The 21,122-nt window shown below is 40.8% G+C and carries 24 protein-coding genes; 13 read left to right on the forward strand and 11 right to left on the reverse strand.

Annotated elements, in window-relative coordinates:
* Positions 1–31 precede the first annotated feature (31 nt).
* The 11 genes from AC0L4E_RS14545 to AC0L4E_RS14595 all read left to right on the forward strand — a co-directional run bounded on the left by AC0L4E_RS14545 (position 32) and on the right by AC0L4E_RS14595 (position 10,244).
* Positions 32–574: a hydrolase gene (locus AC0L4E_RS14545; protein ID WP_473679768.1), complete on the forward strand. Its 543-nt coding sequence runs from the start codon at positions 32–34 to the stop codon at positions 572–574.
* Between the two features lie 352 nt (positions 575–926).
* Positions 927–1,211, forward strand: a complete 285-nt coding sequence (atcJ, locus tag AC0L4E_RS14550) for a cold adaptation protein ActJcold adaptation protein ActJ (RefSeq protein ID WP_220751824.1) — start codon at positions 927–929, stop codon at positions 1,209–1,211.
* A 7-nt stretch (positions 1,212–1,218) separates the two neighbouring features.
* Positions 1,219–1,752: a cold adaptation protein AtcA gene (gene atcA / locus AC0L4E_RS14555; protein WP_473679769.1), complete on the forward strand. Its 534-nt coding sequence runs from the start codon at positions 1,219–1,221 to the stop codon at positions 1,750–1,752.
* Positions 1,752–2,510 (forward strand): cold adaptation protein AtcB, encoded by a 759-nt coding sequence (gene atcB, locus AC0L4E_RS14560; RefSeq protein WP_473679770.1) that lies wholly within the window; start codon positions 1,752–1,754, stop codon positions 2,508–2,510. The genes atcA and atcB overlap by 1 nt, the downstream gene beginning before the upstream one ends.
* 12 nt (positions 2,511–2,522) lie before the next feature.
* Positions 2,523–3,422, forward strand: coding sequence for a cold adaptation protein AtcC (gene atcC, locus AC0L4E_RS14565; protein ID WP_473679771.1), 900 nt, complete (start codon positions 2,523–2,525; stop codon positions 3,420–3,422).
* A 243-nt stretch (positions 3,423–3,665) separates the two neighbouring features.
* Complete coding sequence (locus AC0L4E_RS14570) at positions 3,666–4,973, forward strand: ABC1 kinase family protein (protein ID WP_473679772.1); 1,308 nt, start codon at positions 3,666–3,668, stop codon at positions 4,971–4,973.
* 152 nt (positions 4,974–5,125) lie between these two features.
* Positions 5,126–5,947 (forward strand): subclass B1 metallo-beta-lactamase, encoded by an 822-nt coding sequence (bla, locus tag AC0L4E_RS14575; RefSeq protein ID WP_473679773.1) that lies wholly within the window; start codon positions 5,126–5,128, stop codon positions 5,945–5,947.
* 132 nt (positions 5,948–6,079) lie between these two features.
* Positions 6,080–6,460, forward strand: a complete 381-nt coding sequence (locus tag AC0L4E_RS14580; protein WP_473679774.1) for a VOC family protein — start codon at positions 6,080–6,082, stop codon at positions 6,458–6,460.
* A 267-nt stretch (positions 6,461–6,727) separates the two neighbouring features.
* Complete coding sequence (locus AC0L4E_RS14585) at positions 6,728–8,434, forward strand: RluA family pseudouridine synthase (RefSeq protein ID WP_473679775.1); 1,707 nt, start codon at positions 6,728–6,730, stop codon at positions 8,432–8,434.
* A gap of 262 nt (positions 8,435–8,696) precedes the next feature.
* Positions 8,697–9,116 (forward strand): GYF domain-containing protein, encoded by a 420-nt coding sequence (locus tag AC0L4E_RS14590; RefSeq protein WP_473679776.1) that lies wholly within the window; start codon positions 8,697–8,699, stop codon positions 9,114–9,116.
* A gap of 81 nt (positions 9,117–9,197) precedes the next feature.
* A complete protein-coding gene (locus AC0L4E_RS14595) occupies positions 9,198–10,244 on the forward strand; it encodes a DUF4339 domain-containing protein (RefSeq protein ID WP_473679777.1) in 1,047 nt (348 codons plus the stop codon).
* Positions 10,245–10,449: 205 nt separating this feature from the next.
* Here AC0L4E_RS14595 and AC0L4E_RS14600 read toward each other — a convergent pair whose 3' ends face one another.
* The 3 genes from AC0L4E_RS14600 to AC0L4E_RS14610 all read right to left on the reverse strand — a co-directional run bounded on the left by AC0L4E_RS14600 (position 10,450) and on the right by AC0L4E_RS14610 (position 11,902).
* Complete coding sequence (locus AC0L4E_RS14600; RefSeq protein WP_473679778.1) at positions 10,450–10,731, reverse strand: hypothetical protein; 282 nt, start codon at positions 10,729–10,731, stop codon at positions 10,450–10,452.
* A gap of 263 nt (positions 10,732–10,994) precedes the next feature.
* The gene (gene ybaK / locus AC0L4E_RS14605) at positions 10,995–11,462 is read right to left on the reverse strand and encodes a Cys-tRNA(Pro) deacylase (protein WP_473679779.1); all 468 of its coding nucleotides are present in this window, start codon (positions 11,460–11,462) and stop codon (positions 10,995–10,997) included.
* 41 nt (positions 11,463–11,503) lie between these two features.
* On the reverse strand, positions 11,504–11,902 hold the full coding sequence (locus AC0L4E_RS14610; protein WP_473679780.1) for a VOC family protein: 399 nt from the start codon (positions 11,900–11,902) through the stop codon (positions 11,504–11,506).
* A gap of 173 nt (positions 11,903–12,075) precedes the next feature.
* Here AC0L4E_RS14610 and AC0L4E_RS14615 point away from each other — a divergent pair, with 173 nt between their 5' ends.
* Together AC0L4E_RS14615 and AC0L4E_RS14620 are read left to right on the forward strand one after the other, a co-directional pair.
* A complete protein-coding gene (locus AC0L4E_RS14615) occupies positions 12,076–13,137 on the forward strand; it encodes a hypothetical protein (RefSeq protein ID WP_473679781.1) in 1,062 nt (353 codons plus the stop codon).
* Between the two features lie 58 nt (positions 13,138–13,195).
* Positions 13,196–13,765: a LemA family protein gene (locus AC0L4E_RS14620; protein WP_473679782.1), complete on the forward strand. Its 570-nt coding sequence runs from the start codon at positions 13,196–13,198 to the stop codon at positions 13,763–13,765.
* Between the two features lie 216 nt (positions 13,766–13,981).
* Here AC0L4E_RS14620 and AC0L4E_RS14625 read toward each other — a convergent pair whose 3' ends face one another.
* The 8 genes from AC0L4E_RS14625 to AC0L4E_RS14660 form a co-directional block, all read right to left on the reverse strand.
* On the reverse strand, positions 13,982–14,629 hold the full coding sequence (locus tag AC0L4E_RS14625; RefSeq protein WP_473679783.1) for a Type 1 glutamine amidotransferase-like domain-containing protein: 648 nt from the start codon (positions 14,627–14,629) through the stop codon (positions 13,982–13,984).
* Between the two features lie 36 nt (positions 14,630–14,665).
* Complete coding sequence (locus AC0L4E_RS14630) at positions 14,666–14,902, reverse strand: hypothetical protein (RefSeq protein WP_473679784.1); 237 nt, start codon at positions 14,900–14,902, stop codon at positions 14,666–14,668.
* Positions 14,903–15,048: 146 nt separating this feature from the next.
* The gene (locus AC0L4E_RS14635) at positions 15,049–15,504 is read right to left on the reverse strand and encodes a GNAT family N-acetyltransferase (protein ID WP_473679785.1); all 456 of its coding nucleotides are present in this window, start codon (positions 15,502–15,504) and stop codon (positions 15,049–15,051) included.
* A gap of 76 nt (positions 15,505–15,580) precedes the next feature.
* Complete coding sequence (locus AC0L4E_RS14640; RefSeq protein ID WP_473679786.1) at positions 15,581–16,306, reverse strand: helix-turn-helix domain-containing protein; 726 nt, start codon at positions 16,304–16,306, stop codon at positions 15,581–15,583.
* A 1,026-nt stretch (positions 16,307–17,332) separates the two neighbouring features.
* Positions 17,333–17,950 carry a cob(I)yrinic acid a,c-diamide adenosyltransferase gene (gene cobO, locus AC0L4E_RS14645; protein ID WP_473679787.1) on the reverse strand — a complete coding sequence of 206 codons (618 nt, stop codon included), beginning with the start codon at positions 17,948–17,950 and terminating at the stop codon, positions 17,333–17,335.
* Complete coding sequence (locus tag AC0L4E_RS14650; RefSeq protein ID WP_473681678.1) at positions 17,947–19,524, reverse strand: cobyric acid synthase; 1,578 nt, start codon at positions 19,522–19,524, stop codon at positions 17,947–17,949. Before AC0L4E_RS14650 ends, cobO begins: the two co-directional genes overlap by 4 nt.
* 178 nt (positions 19,525–19,702) lie before the next feature.
* Positions 19,703–20,254, reverse strand: a complete 552-nt coding sequence (gene cobU / locus AC0L4E_RS14655; protein WP_473679788.1) for a bifunctional adenosylcobinamide kinase/adenosylcobinamide-phosphate guanylyltransferase — start codon at positions 20,252–20,254, stop codon at positions 19,703–19,705.
* A complete protein-coding gene (locus AC0L4E_RS14660) occupies positions 20,254–21,066 on the reverse strand; it encodes an adenosylcobinamide-GDP ribazoletransferase (protein ID WP_473679789.1) in 813 nt (270 codons plus the stop codon). The genes cobU and AC0L4E_RS14660 overlap by 1 nt, the downstream gene beginning before the upstream one ends.
* Between the last annotated feature and the right edge of the window lie 56 nt (positions 21,067–21,122).

A 21,122-nucleotide genomic window follows, 5' to 3' on the forward strand; every position in this document is an offset into this window, starting at 1 on the left:
ACGACTTACTTCTAGCAGTAAAGGAATCCCTATGTTAACGACTCAACAGTCCGTGTTGGTGATCATTGATGTCCAAGGTAAGCTTGCTCAAGTGATGCAGCAATCTCCTGAATTACATAAACAACTCGGCATTTTAATCCAAGGTGCGCAATTGTTTGATATTCCAATTTTATGGGTTGAGCAGCTGCCCGATAAACTCGGCGGAACCAGTGAGGAATTAGCAGCCCTACTCAGTAAAACTACGCAGGTTATTCCCAAATCATATTTTAGTGCTTGGCAGAGCTCTGAATTCCAACAACAGCTGGCTAGGCTCAATCGCACCGATATTATCCTTGCAGGCATTGAAACCCATGTTTGTGTCTATCAAACTTGCCAAGACTTACTTGCTAACCGCTATAACGTTCATCTTGTTGCCGACGCCGTATCATCACGCACCAAAGAAAATAAACAACTTGGTATAGAGATGATGACACAGCTTGGCGCCCGAACCACCAATACCGAATCCTGTTTGTTTGAATTACAGCATCAAGCCACTGGCGAGCGATTCAAATCACTGCTTAAGTTAATCAAATAGTGCCGGTGATTTTAGCGTTAATCGAAAAGGACAAAAGCTGATATCTTTCGCAAATGATACTTGAGTAATATTGAGCTGGAACCTAAAACTAAAGAGCACCTTAAGTGCTCTTTTTTGGGTTTTAGCGCTGAGAAATCCCATTCAATAAAAGCAAGTGTCAGCCAAAGTGGACAATCAGATTATTAAATTTGTATTATTTTTATTCAATTTGAACATCTGAATTTGGTAATAAGCTAAACTAGTTGATAGTTTTATGGAAATGATTGTATTTCTGTTATTATTTACAACCAAATAATCATAATTTAATGGATTAGCAGCAGTCTATCCAAGTTCATATGCCATAGGTAAAAATATGATTAACCACTTCACAGTCCTCGGTGTTAAAGCCAGTGCCAAAGAAGACGAAATAAAAAAAGCCTATAAACGTTTATCAAATAAGTTTCACCCCGATAAACTGATTAATGCTTCAGAAGAAGAAAAACATCTCGCAGCTCAGCAGCTGCAACGGGTTAAAGATGCCTACGATGTTTTGTCTGATAAAAAGTTAAGAACTGCGTTTATTAAAGATTTTAATAATGTCATCGTAACCAATCCTACAGCGGCAATGACCGAACTGTGGGATCAATTTTATTCTTGAGAAACCCATGAGCAAACCACTTAATATCTCACGTATTAATGAGTTAAAAAATAATGCCTATGACAATATCGAGTCGTATAACGACCCAGATAGCCCTGAAGCATTAGCCAAATTTACTGACTCAATGAAAGCGATTTTGTTAGCCGATCCTTCGATGTTGGCAGCAGTGCCAGAATATTTGCCAGTGGCACTATTCAATCGAGTTCGCTTTTCAGATGCCGCTAAAACCAAGTGGGCAACATGGATTGATACTGCGACCTTGCCGTCGTGGGATGAGTTTAAAGTTACGATTCAATTTAATAATGATGATGTCCCTTTAGTGCTTGCTGTACGTAAGTACTCTGAAGAATTACTCATCGAAAGCTGCGCGGTCGTTTACTTGCTCAACACGCAAGATAACGTGGTGGCGCCAAGTAAATCATTCAATGCTTCTGACTCTGATGCCAGTGATGACGGCTATGATCCATACAATGATGATGGAGACTATGACGAAAGTGATGAAGAAGGCTATTACGATCAATATGATGACGAGGAGCGATAATGAACAACCTTATTGAACTCACCGCTGCAGAGATAAAAGATCTTGCAGATGTAGAGCCGCAACAAGCCAGTAAGCGCTTCGAAATTATTGCTAATACCATGTCTGACGATCAACTCGTTGATGTCATTGAACATATGGATATTGTGACCCTGACGCAAATTAACAGTCATCACGATATTTCATGTCCATCAATCATGTCTGAATTGATGTCACCAGAGCAAATCCGTGACATCGTCTGCCAGCAACCTCTGTATTGGGAAGAGCAAATCAAAACCAATGCTGATGAGTTAATGCATCATACTTTTGAGTTCCTAACTTACCTTATTCGTATTCAAGGAACCGAAGAAAAGCAGGCGGCTATTTTAGAGTGTATCGCTGAAGATCCAGCGGGCTTATTTTACCTATCAATTCCGTTTATTGAACTCATTCTAGCCCCTTCAGGCGAGCAAGATGGTAACACCATCTACGAAAGTTTCGATGACGAAGATGATGGCGAAACAGTGGGTTATAGTAACTGGCAAGCCGATGAAGAATCTCACAGTTTAGCTATGGATGACCCACGCAGTTTATACGCGTTAATTAAGCAACTGACACCTGATGTGGCTTCATCGATTAAGAATTTGCTGCGTAATGAAAGTTCTGGCTGGGAGCAAATCATTGGTAAATTCGTTAACGAGCTTGTACTGCAAGCTAAAGAGAAAAACGAAGTGGCTGATGAATATGCTGAAGTCGATGACATGTTTACTTTTCTTGATTAAGGAATCGACTTAATGCAATTAGCATTACGTGATAATAACCAAGGTCCATATTTTAGTCGTGTACTTGAATATGGACGCACAGAAGAACTATTAACCGACGAACATGTCGCTCAGATAAAATCCAAAGCGATTTTAATGAGTTTAAAGCTAGCTGATAAGTTTTATAACAAACACAAAATGCATTTGCTTGAGCATGCTGCTCACGATGTTATTGGCGTAGTGAGTTTAGGACTGGTGGCACTCACAGGTGAGGAGCCAGCAGGCTCAGTTGCTTTATTGCAAACACCAGATGGTGTGCTTAAGTGTTTCCAGAAAGGCTGGAACATGTTGACCATTGTCAGCAAGCATATGCACGGCAATGAAAACTCGCTTTATGGTGATATTAACCAGCTACTGTTAGAAAAAATCTCAACGCCACCGGACAGCGAAATTTGGCTAGGTTGGCAAGATTATCAAACAGCGCTAAAAGATCACCACAATCAAGAAGCCACTAAAGTCTTGCTTGAAACCTTTTACGCTAAAGTCGAACTCGATCCATTATTTAGTCTTGGGCTTGAAAGTGTATTAGCAGAGGCAGTGTTGTATCGCATCATGTTTGACGACGCTAGAGTGCGTGAAGACATGAAAAAGCGCTTACGCAAAATTGAGCTTAATGAAAAGTGGTTCAGCATTGATGCGATAACCATTCATACTGAACGCGCATTGAGCCATTTGCCAGCAACACTTGCTGACACCATTCGTGAAGATTTAGGTAAGCATTTTTATCAAGAGCTATTGCGTACCCTTAAGTTCGCCAAGAAATATCGCGAACTGGCTCTTGATGATGCGAGCCCTGAAAAGCTTGAACGTTATGAGCAAAAACATGGTCTACAAAGCGTACTGTTAGGCTGGCAAGATACGATTGAATTCTAGCCTTAAGCAGAACTCAATAATGACTAAGGACAACAAAGGCTGACTTTGTTGTCCTTTTTTATGCCTATCGACCTATCACTCCAACACAAGGCTACATCGACAGATATATTTATAATGTTCAATTAACTGATTGATCTAAATTTGATTAAACACGTATTCTTAATAGACCGTATTATTGAAGCAGATTGATGGCGAACTATCCTTCAGCAGTACCTGACTTCCTTCATTAAATGAGTTTTCAATATGACTAAAGACATTGCCAAAGTTCCAAGTAGTCGCTTATCGAGGCTGAGTAAAATCGGTGGCCTCGCCTCTCGTTTGGCTGGCAATGTACTGGTCGAAGGCGCTAAACAGCTGAGTAAAGGTCAATCACCTAAACTTCAAGAGTTAGTGCTTACTCCTAGAAATATCTCCCAAGTGGCTGAAAAGCTCGCCCAACTTCGCGGCGCAGCAATGAAAGTCGGCCAGATGATATCAATGGATACTGGAGATCTATTACCCGCAGAATTAAGTGAAATCATGGCAAGGCTGCGTGATGACGCTAAAGCCATGCCTCACAAACAATTAGTCGAGATACTCAAACATCAATGGGGAAACGACTGGCTAACGCCTTTTGCGCAGTTTGAGCTACGTCCATTTGCCGCGGCATCCATTGGCCAAGTTCATCTTGCTTATTTAGATTCTGGCGAAAAGCTCGCGGTTAAAATCCAATACCCAGGTATTAAAGACAGTATTGATAGTGATATTGATAACGTTGCCACATTATTAAAAGTGGCTCAATTAGTCCCTGATCATGTCCAGTTTGATAAGTTACTCACCGAGGCAAAAGCCCAGCTTCACCATGAAGCCGATTATGAGTACGAAGCCAATCTTTTAAAGCAATATCAACAGTGGGTCGCTGACGACGAAAGGTTTATCGTACCTAAAGTATATGAATCCCTTAGCACCGACAGTATTTTAGTGATGGAATTTATTGAAGGAGAGGCAATTGAAAATGTGGCTCGCCTTGACCAACAAACCCGAGACAATATTGCCACAAACTTGTTAGCACTGTTTCTTGATGAACTGTTCGAATTTAAATTGGTACAAACCGATCCCAACTTTGCCAATTTTATGTACCAAGCCAGTAGTGACAAAATTGTATTATTGGACTTCGGTGCCACTCGTCAGATTTCTGAGCAACTTTCGGCGGGCTACCGCAAACTGATGCAAGGTGCGATGACTAGCGATAAAGCCTTGATGACCCAAGCAGCATCAGAGATTGGTTTCTTTCAAAAAGACATCACTATTGAACAGCAACAGTTAATTGTCGATATTTTCTACCAAGCTTGTGAACCGCTTCGAAGTGAAGCTGAATACGACTTTGCCAGTAGTAACCTCGCCAAACGTATTACCGATGCCGCCAAATCAATGAGCACCAAACCTGACGAATGGCATACACCTCCAACCGATGCCATTTTTGTTCATCGTAAACTGGCTGGAATATACCTGTTAGCCTCGCGAATTAAAGCCAAGGTCGATGTTAAAAAGCTATTTTTAAGCCATCAATAAAGGTGCAACCTTTTCTATATCAACAATTATTAATCTGTATGAATATCAGTAATTGTTTATATCCTCCTAAGTTATGGCAGTATAGAGTTTCATTTAAACAAGCTAATACGAATACTCATATTCAGCAGCGATTAATCATTCGAGACTCTTAAATGTCGACATTTTTCAATAATAAGCCTACCCAGTTATTAGCTAAGTTATTTTGTATTAGCATCGCGACAGTCGCTTCTTTTATGCCTGCTCAAGCGGCTTCTGATTCAAGTTCAGATTCAAAGTTAATCCAAACACAGGAACAGCCAGTTAAAGGAGAATTAACCATTACTCCTTTATCAGAAACCTTGTTTGTGCATGAATCATTTATGCAAACTCAGCAATATGGCTTTGTTGGATCTAACGGTCTTATTTTAATCGATGGCAAAAATGCATACCTAGTTGATACCCCATGGAGTGAGGCTGACACGATAAAATTAGCCGAATGGATATCAAGCCAAGGCTATAAACTCGTTGCAAGCGTATCGACCCACTCCCATGATGATCGCACTGCTGGCGTCGATTATTTAAACCGCATTGGCGTAGCGACTTACGCATCAGACCATACCAACAAGTTATTGCAACAAGCAGGTAAACCCACCACAAGTCATAGCTTTAAAGAGAGCCAATTTGACTTTGTTGAATCGAAAATCGAAGTCCATTTTGTCGGTGCCGGCCATACAGTAGATAACCTTGTCGTCTGGTTTCCGCAATCCAAATTGCTTTATGGTGGCTGCTTAGTCAAAAGCTTAGGGAGCAAAAGCCTAGGTTATTACGGTGAAGCAGATTTAAACGCTTGGCCTCAATCAATCGCTAATTTACAAAGCCAATTCGCTCACAGTAAACAAGTGCTTCCGGGACATGGAAGCATGGGCGATAAGCAGTTATTAACCCACACTATTTCGCTGCTCAAGCAACATGCATTAACTAGCGCAGAAAAATAGCAGAGACATAAATGTAATAAAAACCTATCAGTCGCTGTCTTACTAAAGCGATATATCAACTTAACGGATCACATACTTATCTGAATAAGCGCTAAATGATTCAGATATAAATACACTCAAGGAGAGTTAGCTATGTTCAGCCACATTATGATTGGTGCGAATGACATCGATACATCAAAAACCTTTTACGATGCCACCTTAGCCGCTTTAGGACATGCTCCAGGCAATATCGACCCTAAAGGTCGCTGCTTTTATATGACCGACACTGGCGTGTTTGCATTAACAAAGCCAATTAATGGTGAAGAATCAAGTCATGGTAACGGCACTACAGTAGGTTTTGCAGCATCAAGTGAAGAGCAAGCTTTGGCTTGGCATGCCGCAGGACTTGCTAATGGTGGAGTCACTTGTGAAGAGTTACCGGGATACCGCGAGTCACCAATGGGACCATTATTTTTAGGCTATTTACGTGACCCTGCTGGTAACAAAATTTGTGTACTTTACCGTCCAAAGTAACTAGTAAATAATGATTAATCGGTAAATCATGAGTAATCGGTAAATAAAGCTATTCAACATAAGCTGAGTTCGCTCAGCTTTTTTAATTCAAGCACATGGCTTTTATCAGCAATCAAGGTAAACTTAGCCAGCAAATATTTATGATGAAAACAAAGTCGATACCTAATAAGTTTGCTTACTCATGAATCACTTTCAGTAAGCATTTTAAATTAACGCCAATGTGTATTTTCAGTTCCGATTTCAGCTAAACGTTTAAGGCTTTCCTTCATGTCACAATTCGATCCCCTTTTTAATCAATTCAATGAGTCGATTGCAGACATAAGCTTACCTGAAAATTTTACTTTCCCATTTTATTATCAGCCTCACCCTTTAGCCGTTATTGCCGCAGAGCAACTGCAGCAGCATCTGCTGCAACAAACTGACTGGCAGCATAACTTTGGTTTAGAAGATAAAACCAATCCTTGCCAGCAAGCACAAAAACTTAAACCCATAGGCAAAATGTTTGGGGTATTAGTGGTAAAAAATGTACAGGGTGAATTAGGATATTTAGCGGCTTTCTCAGGTAAAATTGCCGACCAAAACATCCTGCCACACTTTGTACCGCCGGTGTTTGACATGCTCAGTAAAGACAGCTTTTTCAAATCAGAATATGAGCAAATAAATCAGTTAAGTCATCAACTGAAACAACTTGAATCAGACCCTAGACTCACTGAATACGAACAAAATTTGAATGCGATTACCCAAGCAGCCGAACAAGCTATTGCCGAGCATCGCCAGCAAATGATTGAGAACAGAAAAAACCGTAAAGCCAAGCGTAATAACTTAGCGGATTTATCGGAGTCCGAGCAAAAAGCCGTCTCTATTGAGATGAGTAGACAAAGCGTTGAAGACAAGCATCAGTTAAACGCATTAAAACGAGACTGGGATGCTCAGGTTGAACAAGCTCAGCAGCGACTTGATAGCATTACCGACCAAATAGATGAAGTTAAGCAAGCCAGAAAACAGCTTTCTAATGCGCTGCAACAAAAGCTATTTGCCCAGTACAACTTTTTAAATATCAAAGGTGAATCTCGAGATCTTAGTGATATTTTCCATGATGCGCCTAATCATCAACCTCCTGCAGCAGCAGGCGAATGCGCAGCACCTAAGTTACTGCAGTACGCATTTAAAAATGAGTTAACTCCAGTTGTTATGGCTGAATTTTGGTGGGGCGAATCGCCAAAATCAGAGATAAAACAACATCAAAATTTCTACCCTGCCTGTCACGGTAAGTGCCGCCCTATTTTAGGCCATATGCTTGATGGCATGAAGGTAGATGAAAACCCTTTACTGACTAATCCAGCAGAAGGAGTCGAGTTACCTATTGTTTATCAAGACGATTACATCGTTATCGTTAATAAACCTGCAGAGTTTTTATCCGTGCCAGGAAAAAACATTACCGACTCAGTATTCAGCCGCATGAAGCAAAAATTCCCTAATGCGACAGGACCGTTAATTGTACATAGATTAGATATGTCGACATCAGGGTTAATGGTGATAGCACTTTCAAAAGAAGTGAATAAACATCTAGTACAGCAGTTTATCAATCGAACTGTTACCAAGCGCTATATAGCCAAAATAGACGGTGAACTGAGTTCTGAGAGTGGCACTATCAGCTTACCTCTTAGGGTAGATCTAGATGATAGACCTAAGCAGCTTGTATGCTATGAATACGGTAAACATGCAGAGACTTTTTGGCAGAAAGTTGCAGTAAAAAATGGCAATAGTTTAATACACCTTTACCCAAAAACAGGGCGAACTCATCAATTAAGAGTTCACTGTGCACATCACGATGGATTACATATGCCAATTTTAGGTGATGATTTGTATGGTAAAACAGAAAAGCGCTTACATTTACACGCGCAACTTTTATCACTGCACCACCCTCACACCAACCAGCCTATGACATTCGAAGTGAATGCTGACTTCGAATGAAACACTCGTTTGAAACAATCATTTAAATAGTCAAAAAAATGGCTAGTCTACGGCTCTGTAAAAACTTATAAAATTACCTATTTCGAAGTGGATATGTTAACCAATATGAGTTAATGTAACCAGTTCGTATGACATATGGTTTTATAAACAGTAACCCTGCGAGCTGACGTTTTCCTTCGTTGTATTTTTGAAATCACTAAAAGCTGTTGATTGTATTAATAAAAACATTAGCTTACTACACTATTAAGGATAAGAGTGGACTATGAAAGAGTGGTATTTCTCAAATAATGGTGAAATCAGTGGACCTTTGGGCTTAGCTGATTCCAACAAATTTATTGCATCAAATCCCGATGTCTATGCTTGGCACCCGTCTTATGCACAGTGGGTACCAGTAAGTCATGTTGAAGAATTTGACATCAATGTATCTCCGCCACCGCCTCCTGCGGAGATACCACAGCAGTTAATCGAACGTTTTACTGCTAAAGAGCGTGAACTCAATTCTGCGTTAGGTCGAATTGATAACACCCTAAAGACAATTAATTCTTCAATGTCAGATATCGGACGAGATTCTAGCCGTTACAAAGTAACGACAAAAGAATTGAACGAAAAAGTTGAAGCGACGCTTCGTAGCGTTAATGAACAATATGCTGCACTGCAAAAAACACTTTCAGGTGTAGGTTAATTAAGTTTTACCCGAGTTAAAACTAAATACTCTGAGTAGCATATAACAATTGTTGTTAACTAAATAAAAAAGAATACGACTATGAAAAAATGGTATTTTTCGAAAAATGGTCAAGTAACAGGGCCGTTAAACGAAGTTGAAGCAAAGGAATTTCTATTAAAAGATGGCGACTGTTACGGTTGGCATCCTTCATTTACGCAATGGAAACCAGTAAGTTGCATTAAAGAGTTCGCTCATATTGTGCCTGCAATGGTTCCGCCAGCGCTGATCCCTCAAGCATTAATTGAAGAATTTGCAGCTAAAGAAAAAGCACTACAAGTTAAAGTCGCTAGCATGGAAGAAAGCGTCTCAACGACTAAAAACGTGCTGGTTGAGTTTGAACAAGAAATTAATCAATACAAAAAGCTCACCATCAATTTAACTGATGAAGTTAAATCAAACATTGATCCTTTTGAGAGCAAATACAACTCTTTCAAAGGCTCATTCGATGAGTTAATTTCAGCGTTATCAATTGCAAAAACAGAAGTGAATGAAGTCACAACAGACTTCAATCAACGTGTTGCCAAGCAAGTTGCTGAAAATACAAATAGCATCAGTGCGCCAACGGTTGCCCCTGTAGCTGCTCCTGCTGCAAAAGCAGAAAGTGGCAATATTTCGCCGGATAACGTGTCAGAAATCAGCAACCAGATCCAAAAAGCACTTGCTGAAAGCATGCTTAAATCAGCTGAAGAAGACAGCGCAGTTGCAGAGTTAACAGCGACGAAAACAGTCAGCGCGACTAAAAGCCTTGACCCTGTGGCCGTAGCGCCTAAAAAGCCTAAGCCAAAGATTGATAAAATTGAATTCTCTGAAGATATCTCTGAAGACAAGCAAGCTGATGAAACTGGCGTAACGGGTGTTACTAGCATCATCAAGTCCGTCTTCAAGGGGGACACTAAGAGAAATGAAAAAAAGTCCGAAACGCCGGATGATGTAGATCAACTGGCGGCGAGTACCGAAGAAACAGCTAAAGCAAAAACTGAGCAATCTGCAGATTCAGCAAATGATGGTAATGCAGAGGAAAGTGAAGAAGAGAAAGAAGGTCGTATGAGACGTCGTAGAAGACGCACTCATTACATTGCTTCTTAATAGAACGTTTCTTAATAGATCGCTTCTTAATAGAACGCTTTCTAAGACGTTCTAATAATCGTACTCGTGCAGAAATCTGTGTTTGAAAGTCAAACTGATGTATAGATTAAATAAAAAGGCTTATCTTGCGATAAGCCTTTTTTTATACTTAACACTTGTCAGCATTATCTGACAAACCCGTCAATATAACAGGTGAAAACCAAGTCTAAACAACGATCACAGATTCTGACTCTGTCACGGTTTTCGCATCAGCTCTATCAATCACTTTAATCAAGGTTGTTTGAATCACCTCATCAGTGCGGGCATCCGCTGTGCTTTTAAATTTTTGTTGCTGAGCTTCTCCACCCTCTTCCAATACAAACTCAACCACGACTTCTTCTGCAATATCAGCTGTTGAGCCTTGATACATAATATTGATCAGTGGGTAGCCTTTAAAACCAGCTTTCACTTTCTTAGCAATTCTCTTCTTAGATTTATCTAGATTCATTTTTCATTCCTGAGATACAGCTTTAATGTGGTTTACATTGTTCGGCGCGAGAAACTAAAAGGCGCATTATATTTTAATCACCAATGAAGGCTCAGAAGCATCTTATCGGGTTTAGCCTCAATGAGATACCGCCGTGAGGGCATTGTGAGATAATTATACTTATATCGTCATCAAGCTTGATAGGTAAGCCATATAACAGACAAACTTGAGCGCATTATGCGGTCACTTGCCTTTAGTGAGAATATAAACGTCATATATGACGATTAAACAGCAACCTCAGCAAAGCAACCTTGAGTCAGTGAACCAAGCTCTAATGGCGATAAGCCGATATCTAGGCCTCGTTTCCCAGCACTCACATAAATAATCTCAAATACTTTAGCAGAGGTATCAATTATTGTCCGTAAACGCTTCTTTTGACCCAATGGACTCACGCCGCCCAAAACATAACCTGTGGTTTTTTCGACTAAAAGCTTGTCAGCCATAACAGCCTTTTTCGCAGAAGCGGCTTTTGCCATCAGCTTAAGGTTTAGTTTTTTATTTACAGGTATCACAGCGACAACCAGCTCTTTAGTGTCCAACATAACCACTAATGTTTTAAAAACTTGCTCTGCAGGTAAGCCCAGTTTTGCCACAGCCTCATCACCAAAAGACTCGGCATTAGCATCATGCTCGTAAGCAAGTACTTCATGTTCTATTCGATGCTTTTTGGCAAGATTAATCGCAGGGGTCATATAGTACTCTTTTTTGTTCAGTTTTTTGTTCAGTTTTTTACTTAGCTTTTTGTTCTGTTTTTCGCTAATTCACTAATAGCATCATAATCAAGGCTGGTGATCTCAAAAGGGTTACCATCGGGGTCGCAAAAGTAAATCGACCAAGTAATATCATGGTCACTCATGGTAAAGCTTACCCTGTGCTCAGTTAACTTTTGTTGCCATAAAAAGAAATTAGTCGCATCAACACCAAATGCTACCGTCGTTCGCTTGTCGGCCTGAGACTCAAATAATGCGAGATGCAAATCTTGATGACTCACTACTAATGGACCATTACCTACAGCCCAAAATGCTAATGATTCAACAGCATTAAACCCAAGCACTTCACGATACCAAACCTCAGCCGCCTTCCTGTCTTTTACATAAATATGGATATGATCAAAACGCGCTAACTTTGCCATAAAATTCCCTTAATACAGTTCAAATGTTTGAACAGCGTTCTTTCGCTGAATACCCTAAAGTATTATTCGTTTCATATTGTATCTCAAATACATTAAAAACAATGCTTTACACTTTTTATTCGCCTTGTAAAATATCACTACTCATTAAGGTAAGGATGTAGACAAGGATAAAAATGTCTCAAGTTCAATCGCCAGAGCCTGAACTCGTCGCAACCGACAAACCAGCAAATAATAAAGCCCTGAGCCAATTTCTCACTCAGCTTAAGTCACAAGTGTCTCATTCAGAGTCAATTGATGTGGTGAAGTCAGCGTTAGATAAAGCCATCGATTACCCAAATCAATTACGGTACAACAATACTAATTTATATATTGGTATGGCAGCTGCCATATTTGCAGCAATTGGCTACTGGCTCTATCTCGAGCAACAAGGCCGTTATTATAGATACTCTGATATAGATTTTGGTGTGTTCATCGTCTGTATCATTGGCCTAGTGGTCGCTATCGCCATGTTTTTAACGCGGCGTAAAAAAGTTGATAAAGTCTCACGGCTGCTTCGCGATGAAACTCTCAAACACCTTTATAATATGACCGATTGTCAGCAACAGTTCTTAAATAATGCTGAAAATAAATTTGTCGACTTTAAACGTGGTAATTACTCTCAAGATCTTGAGTGGGGTAAAGAAATCGATTTTCATTCCGACTCAGGGTTAATTCGTGCCAGCGTGGTGTATCACCATTACGTTGATAGAAGAACCGAAACCTATACTGAGTCAGACGGTAAAGGTGGAACACGTACCCGTACTCGTACCGTATACGATCATTATTACCGCCAGGGCGTCATACTGCCACCGCTGAATAAAACCACCCATCTAGTCATCAGTGAGTCGCGGTTATCAAAACAATGGTCCCAGAGCTTTATGCCAGCATCTAGAGAGTTCGAAAAAAACTTTAGAGTCCAAGCAAACTCACAGTTTGATGCTGCAAAGTTTCTTGAACCTGCAGTGGTGATAGCGTGTGAACAGCTGGGTAATAAACTTAAAAATCTGACTATCGAATTTGCCCACGATGGCAGTTTATTGATCAATCAGCATAATACTAATTTATTGAATCCAGCAATGGATCACGACATCACCAACCCAGCCGCGTTTAAAGAAGAGTTACTCAATGACACCTCATTGTTTACCGTAAACAGCATTTTTGGCTTCGTGAATCAAATTATTCGCCATACAAATTAAGCTAGCTTTTTAACTATATTCTCTGATAATTACAGATAGTCACACTCAAGGAAGCACCATGGAAATGTCTTATATTATACTCGCAATCGTTGTCATCGCTGCTATTGCAGGATTCATGATTTACAACGCAATTGTCAAAGAACACAACGCAGTTCAGCGTGGTTGGGCGGATGTGTTAACCCAAGAAAGACAGCGCAGTCGAATTATTCCTGAGCTTGATAGAGTCCTGCAAGAGCACAAAGATTATGAGAAAGATTTGCTCCCTAAAATCACTGCGCTGCGCCAAGGGATTAATGCACTGCAAGACAATAATATTGATACCAAACTGCAAAGTGATGTAGATAGAGCTTCACAAGATTTGATTAAGGGCATTAACGTTGCTGTAGAAGCTTACCCAGAGCTTAAAGCCTCTGAATCGTTTTCAAAGTTTATGAGTGAGATTACCGAGCAAGAGGAAAATGTCGGTGCAGCTGTGCGTATTTTTAACCAAAATGTGGCTAACTTTAACTCGTGCATTCAATCTTTTCCGAACAACATCGTTAATTCAATGTTCAACAAGAAACAAGTGATTGAAGTATTCACTGATAGCAAAGCACAGGCCGCTTTTGAATACACGCCAAAGTTCTAATATAAGTTCTAATATAAGTTCTAATATAAGTTCTAATATAAGTTCTAATATAAGTTCTAATATAAGTTCTAATATAAGTTCTGATATAAGTTCTGATATCAGTTCTGATATCAGTTCTGATACGAATATCTTTACATAATTAAACGGGGCATTATGCCCCGTTTTTTGTTTATCGCTATTAGCTCATGATATTAGCTCATGGTATTAGAGTTAGCCCTACAATAACTGGGGGTCACCAAAAAACTGCTGCTTGTTACCTAGTACCGTTACAGCATCATTGTCGCTCAACAATAACAGTTCATGGTCACTGCGAAGCTGAAACCGTTCAAATTTTTCCATGTCTTTTACGGGGGCTGTCACTGTAGGTTTGGCCACATGAGGTACTATGCAATAACTGACTAAGTTCAAACCTCGAGTATCGATTAATCCCACATTATTTTCATCGCCGCACAACACTGCAGAATCAATGCTTGGTGTCATTATCATCGCGCCTGCACTTACACCAATAATAGGCTTGCCTTCATCGGCAAGGCATCGCAGGGTTTTATCTATACCACGCTGTTTCAGCCAATATAAAAAGCGGTAAGTGTCACCACCAGATAAATGTACTAGACCACTCTGTTTCAATAGTTTCTGAGTATTAGATTTAAACCCTTGCTCAAGTTCAACATAATCAATCTGCTCAAAGCCCAAGTCTTGGTACATTTGTTTAATGGGTAAAAAGTACTGCCGTTCAACATCTGGCTCAGAAGCGATATAGACCACTGGCAGCTTTTTGAAATCAGACGGCATATTATCAACGAGGAAAGATATCGCCTCTTGAGAAGCAAGTGAGTCTGTATCACTGAGTAAAACGAGGTTCATTGAATCCTGATTTCCTTATCATTGTTTAAAAAGTCTTTAGTCATCGGGCAACGCATCAAACTGCTTACGCTTTTTATCCATGTAAGCTTGCATGGCTCCGGGTTCTTGCATTAACTGCGACATCTCCGCCATCACCTTCATATGAGCAGGCTCTTGTTGCTGAAACATCGCCATACCATGCTGTTTACTTAACTGCGCCATTTCTTCAAATGTATCAGCCTTAAACACCTCGTCGCAAGCACCACCAAGTTGTTTACAGGTCATTGTTTTCATCTGTCACTCCTTAACGACAAAACCGTCACTTATTCTGACTACTCAGCTTAGCATCAACTGAATAAAAGGTGGCTTGCGAGCTCTTATCTAGATTATGTTTGGACAGAAACCAGTTAGAACAGGGACTCTAACTGTATGTGCAGTAATTAGTTTTCTTTATCAAAAAATACTCGAACAAAACCAAAATCAGGATCAGACTCTTTACGAGAAATAGACCATCCATTTTTGAGGTAAAAGTTCATCGCTTGAGTGTTGGTTTCAAAGGTTTCAAGTGTTGGCTTCAAGTTGTCATTATGGATTTTATTCTCAGCAAACGACAACAACCTTGCACCGATACCCTTTCGTTGCTGTTCAGGCGATACCATCATGATATGGACTAAGTCATCAATAACCACAACATATCCCATGACAACCTCGCTATCGTCAACAGCTACAAAGGTATTGCTAATGTGCTTGTCAACTTCATCGTCGCTAGCACCACTAGATAAATAGCCGTTGACCATTTCTTCACCCATAAAACCTGTGTAACACACGCTAATTACATGCTTGGATAGCTCTTTCAGAGAGTGAGTGTCACTCAAATTTGCCTGTCTAATTTTCATTTTTTATGACCTGTTAGTAACAACAAGACTAATCTACCCTTTGTGGTTTTGGGAAAATTGAACAAATGCGACAAGATCAATTATTGAAGTCACCAAACAGATCAATAGAAAGATGTTTTTCGATTAAATACCGTTTAGGAGTAACGCCAATCGCTTTCTTTAATTGACGTATAAGATGGGGCTGGTCGCTAAAACCAAATCTATAGGCAAGGTCGCTCCAATCGATGCTCTCGGCTTGCTCTTGGTAGATGGCCCATATAAGGCGATCCATTCTTACCATTTGTTCATATTGTTTGAGCGATAAGCCTGTCACTAATGAAAACTGCCGCTCAAGTGTTCGTCTAGACATTGGCAACAAGTCGAGGCTTTTTCCTTCGTTGATGTGTAAACGAGCCTTACGAACATTTTCCCATACTCGCTTGTCGCTAGTTGGAGGGAGAGAGAGTAACTGTGACTCTACAACTTGAGCTGCTATTTTCGGACAATTGATATCAATTTCATCTGACCATCTAAAGCAAGAAGGTAAAGATTGAATGATCTTCTGGCTAGACTTCTCTGCTTGCACCAATCCTAAGCCAAATGCACCATCAGGAAAAAACTTCACGCCTAGCAGTTGGCGTGGGTAAACATCATCAACATACAGCGCCTCAGTGTAAGCAGACAACCAATACCCACCTTGAATATCTAGTTTAAACCCGTTCTTTCGGTAAACATGCTTGTCTAACGAGGGAGAGAGAATGGCGTTAGCAGAAGGATTGGGAAGCAGCAAAGCAGACTGTTGACTCGGCTCTGTGACGTGCAATCCCCAGATATACTCAACATATTGGGCGAGAAGATTTGATGTAGGCTTAATTTTCCATGTATTCATTCATAAATAATACTATGAATACAACTAAGGTGAAGCAAACGATGTTCAAAAGATTAAACTCCCTTAGTTAACGCACAATGGGGCAAAAACGAGTTACGATCACAAACCTCCTAACTCATTTATATTGGCACTGTTACAGAAGGCCAACACTTCAACTTAATCCATTGCCTGCCGCTGGAATGTTCAGGATGAACGGAATGTCGCGATCACATGGTCAATGATGTTCCATACATCATACTGACATTTACCATATCCCTATGGTTCAGATGTGAAAGATTGACCTTATGTGCAAATACAACTGCGAGACGCAAGCTCTTGATTTAAAAGTAAGCATCCATGTGGGCTCTGCGAAAACAAATAACATCCATGTTAAACGACCAGTTCAGCATCCATGCCTCTCGCTCAAAACATTTCACACTGTGAAACTTCGCCTTGTTTTCGAAGCTCGCTGCTGCATCTACACTGGGATTATTGTCTCTTCGATTTGACTATATTCATCACTAATAGACACAAAAAAATCTTACAGACTTAATTTGAATTGAGGTCATCAAGAAAAGGTCGTGAGCTTGGCATGGATGCCAAGTTAGCTTTTGTTAGGCCACGGATGGCCCATCGGAAGCGTTAGGCCTTTTCGGCAATGGCCGAAGCAAGCTACAAGTGAAGTTTAAAGCTGGATCTATCCCCATCGAAAATTATGCGTTTTTCAGCATTTTTCGTCTGGGGCGCTGAGGGTTTCCAAAGGGGCGCAAGCGTTTTGCCCCTTTGGTCTGGCGTGAGCTAAGCGCCACGACTTTGATTTTTCGAAATAATAAAACAAGTTTTGGAGCAAAAATGAGTCAGCGTTGAAATCGCTGACTCGAAGTCTAATATTCCTTTGCTAGAAATTGGCTAAAGCTTAATTAGGCTTAAAAAAACTCTAAGTACAAGCTCTAAGCACAAACTCTAAGCGCAATCATTATATTAGTAATCAAACCCAATTTGCGCTTTCACGCCATCATTGAATGCATGTTTGATAGGTTGAACTTCACTCACAGTATCAGCAAGCTCTACTATTTCTCGATGACAAGCACGGCCAGTAATAATGACATGCTGCATTGGCGGACGGTTTTTAAGGGCTTCGATTACACGTTCAAGCTCAATGTACTTATAAGTCACCATGTAAGTTAGCTCATCTAATAACACTAAGTTAAGTGACTCATCTTTTAGTAACTTTTCAGCGTCTTGCCAAGCTGACTCTGCTGCTGCAACGTCCTTTTCTCGGTCTTGAGTTTCCCAAGTAAAGCCTGTACCCATGACATAAAAATCAACGCCGACTTTTTCAAGTAGGTTACGTTCACCACATTCCCAGCCGCCTTTGATAAACTGCACAACCGCCGCTTTTTGGCCATGACCTACACAGCGAGTTACTGCGCCAAACCCTGAAGTTGATTTCCCCTTACCATTGCCTGTCAGCACCAATAAAATGCCTTTCTCTTCTTGAGCCGCTGCAATTTTCGCATCAACGCCTTCTTTTACTTTTTGTTGGCGCGCTTTATGACGCTCAGCTTTTGTATCATTCACTGGATTTGACTGTGTCATGCAAGACTTCCTGTTAGTTTTTCCATATCTAAATGCGCCTCAAGCACATCGGCTAATCGTTCAAGTTGTTGCTCTCTAATTTGATTAATATCGATGACATCAACATGTTGTAAACCTGCCCAGCTCAATATTAACTGGCAAGCTTGTGGGCTATCAAATAGGCCGTGAACATAAGTACCTAGAATCTGATTGTCGGCAGTGATCACCCCTTCGGCAAATTCAATAGTGGCTTGGTCACTTTCAGTAATCGTTTGTTCAACATTGTCACCACGACTTACGACCTGATGACGAAGCGCCAAAGGCTGAGATAAGAGTGTTTCAGGGCAATTAAGTTGTGTTTCACCACAATGGATTTCATATCCTGCTACTTGAGCTTGCTGATTGTTGAGAGTTATCACCCCTTGCACTTGTTGAAGCCGCTTATCATCAGTTAGCAATGTTTCGCTATCAATCAAGCCTAAGCCTTGGGATGAACCTGCGTTATCTTCAATTCCGTTAGGATCATGTATGGCTTTGCCTAGCATTTGATAACCGCCACAAATACCAATCACTTTACCGCCATAGCGAAGATGTCGACCCAGTTCACTATCCCAGCCTTGCTCGCGCATAAATGCTAAATCAGCCCTGACATTTTTACTGCCTGGTAAAATAATGACATCAGCTTGAGGGAACGCGGCATTCGCGGCCTGAGTTTGCATACTGACATAATTGAACTCCACATTAGGGTTAAGCCTTAATGGGTCAAAGTCAGTGTGATTGCTGATACGCGGAAATACCAATACTAATACTTTTAGTTTTTTTGTCTTAGTTTGGTCTAAGTTTTGTTCTGCGCTTTGAGCTACTGTTTGCGGACTGTCCACCAGCGCATCTTCAGCATCAAGGTGTAAATCATGTAAGTAAGGCAACACCCCTAATACAGGTTTATTGGTATAGCTTTCAAGCCAGTCGATGCCCGACTGCAATAAACTGATATCCCCTCGAAAACGGTTTATCACAAACCCTTTCACTCGCTGCTGCTCCGATAAACTCAATAAAGCAAGTGTACCAACAAGGTGTGCAAACACGCCGCCTTTATCAATGTCAGCAATGATGATCACAGGGCAATCTACCGCTTCAGCAAAGCCCATATTGGCGATATCACCTTCACGTAGGTTTATCTCAGCAGGACTGCCAGCGCCTTCAACAATGACCATTTCATATTGCGCAGTTAAGCGCTCAAAAGATTGCAGTACTGCATTCATAGCAACGGACTTGTAGTTGCGGCTTTCTGGTCCAAAAAAAGCTTGCGCCTCAAGTGTGGTTAACGCTTTGCCATGAATAATAACTTGCGATCCAGTATCTGAGCTTGGCTTTAATAAAACAGGGTTAAAGTCAGTATGAGGTTCAAGCATACAGCCAACTGCTTGCAAGGCTTGGGCACGGCCAATTTCACCGCCATCGCTGGTCACTGCACTATTGAGCGCCATATTTTGCGGTTTAAATGGCGCAACCTTGATTGCTTTTCTGGCAAATAGTCGACACAAACCTGCCACTAAGGTGCTTTTGCCCGCATCTGATGTTGTGCCCTGAACCATCAAGGTTTTGGCTGTACCTGCTTGATAATGATGTTGCTCTGCAAATGCCAACACAGAGTCAAGCTCACTATTAATATCATCAGGTCTATCTTGATTGCTCATTAATGCCAATCGTCCTTAAAATGTTTCTGTATCTATATCAGTGAAATAATGAAGTGTTCAAATGATGAGTAAAAGATTAACCTTTTAACGATAACGGAATGCCTGCGACCACTAAACTCACCTTATCAGCTTTGGCTGCGATGGCTTGATTAAGCCAACCTGCTTCATCGGCAAAACGACGAGTGAGCTCACCTAAAGGCACGATACCTGAGCCCACTTCGTTACTGATAAAAATGATTTTGCCTTTAAGCTTGGGTAAGCATGCAAGTAACGCTTTTTTCTGTTGCTGCCATAAATCATCAACACCATTACGGTGAGTTTCTTCGCTCGCGATTAAATGATTGGTTAAATATAAGGTTAAGCAATCGACCAAAATCACCTTACCTTCACCGCTTTGATCAACTAAAGTGGACGCCAGTGCTAAAGGGGTTTCGATTAATCCCCAATCCATATTTGCATCAGCACGGTCTTGTTTGTGTCTTGCGATACGTTGCAGCATTTCGTCATCTAAGGCGGTTGCGGTAGCGATATAAACACAAGTATCACCTTGCTCAGCATATTCCTGAGCAAGTGACTCGCCATAACGGCTTTTACCAGAACGAGCCCCGCCTAAAACAAGATGGATCATTAATTCAAACCTATGGTTAAAATGATGCAATAACACATCAGTTCACTAATTTGTTGCGCAGCCCCTAAGGTGTCACCTGTATAACCACCAATTTGACGGTTGAACCCCCAAATCAATAGTTGTCGAACCGCAACTAATGCCAGCAACAACACAAATGCCACAAGGCCATTTAAACAAGCTAATACAGCAAAGCCACTCAAGCATAAGATCAATAAGTCATTGATATGTTGGTGCTGAGCTAAAGGCTTAGATTTACTGCCGTCATCTTCAGTGACATATTGCTCAGAGAAAATCATGCTCGCGGCAACCACTCGACTTAAAGGATGTGCCACAATCAGCGCAATTGCTGCTTTTAATGGACTATAAAGTGCAATTTCAACCAATAGTTGCCACTTTAATAGTAAGGTTAATCCCACCGCTAAGGTGCCATAAGTACCAATGCGAGAGTCTTTCATGATTTTCAGTTTATCTGCGACTTTCCAACCACCACCAAAACCGTCGGCAGTGTCAGCTAAACCATCTTCATGAAAGCCACCAGTTATTAATACGCCTGTGATAATCGCTAAGATCACCGCCACACTGTTGGGTAAAATAAGCTGAGTTAACCAAAACACCACCGCACTAACGGCGCCAACAATAATTCCAACCACGCCAAAATAGCGGCTGGCTTTATTAAGTTTATCGCTATCAAATTCAACCCAAGCAGGAATTGGGATCCGAGTAAAAAAACTAACCGCGATTAACAGCAGGTTTAGCTGTTTTCTAAGCCAGCCCAGATTAACCAAAGAGCCAGTTTGCGGATCATGAGACATTTTTTAATCCTTGATGAGTTTGCTTATCGCTAGCGGTTAAGTTTAAAAATGTTATT

Source organism: Shewanella sp. GJ50-10, assembly GCF_055808815.1.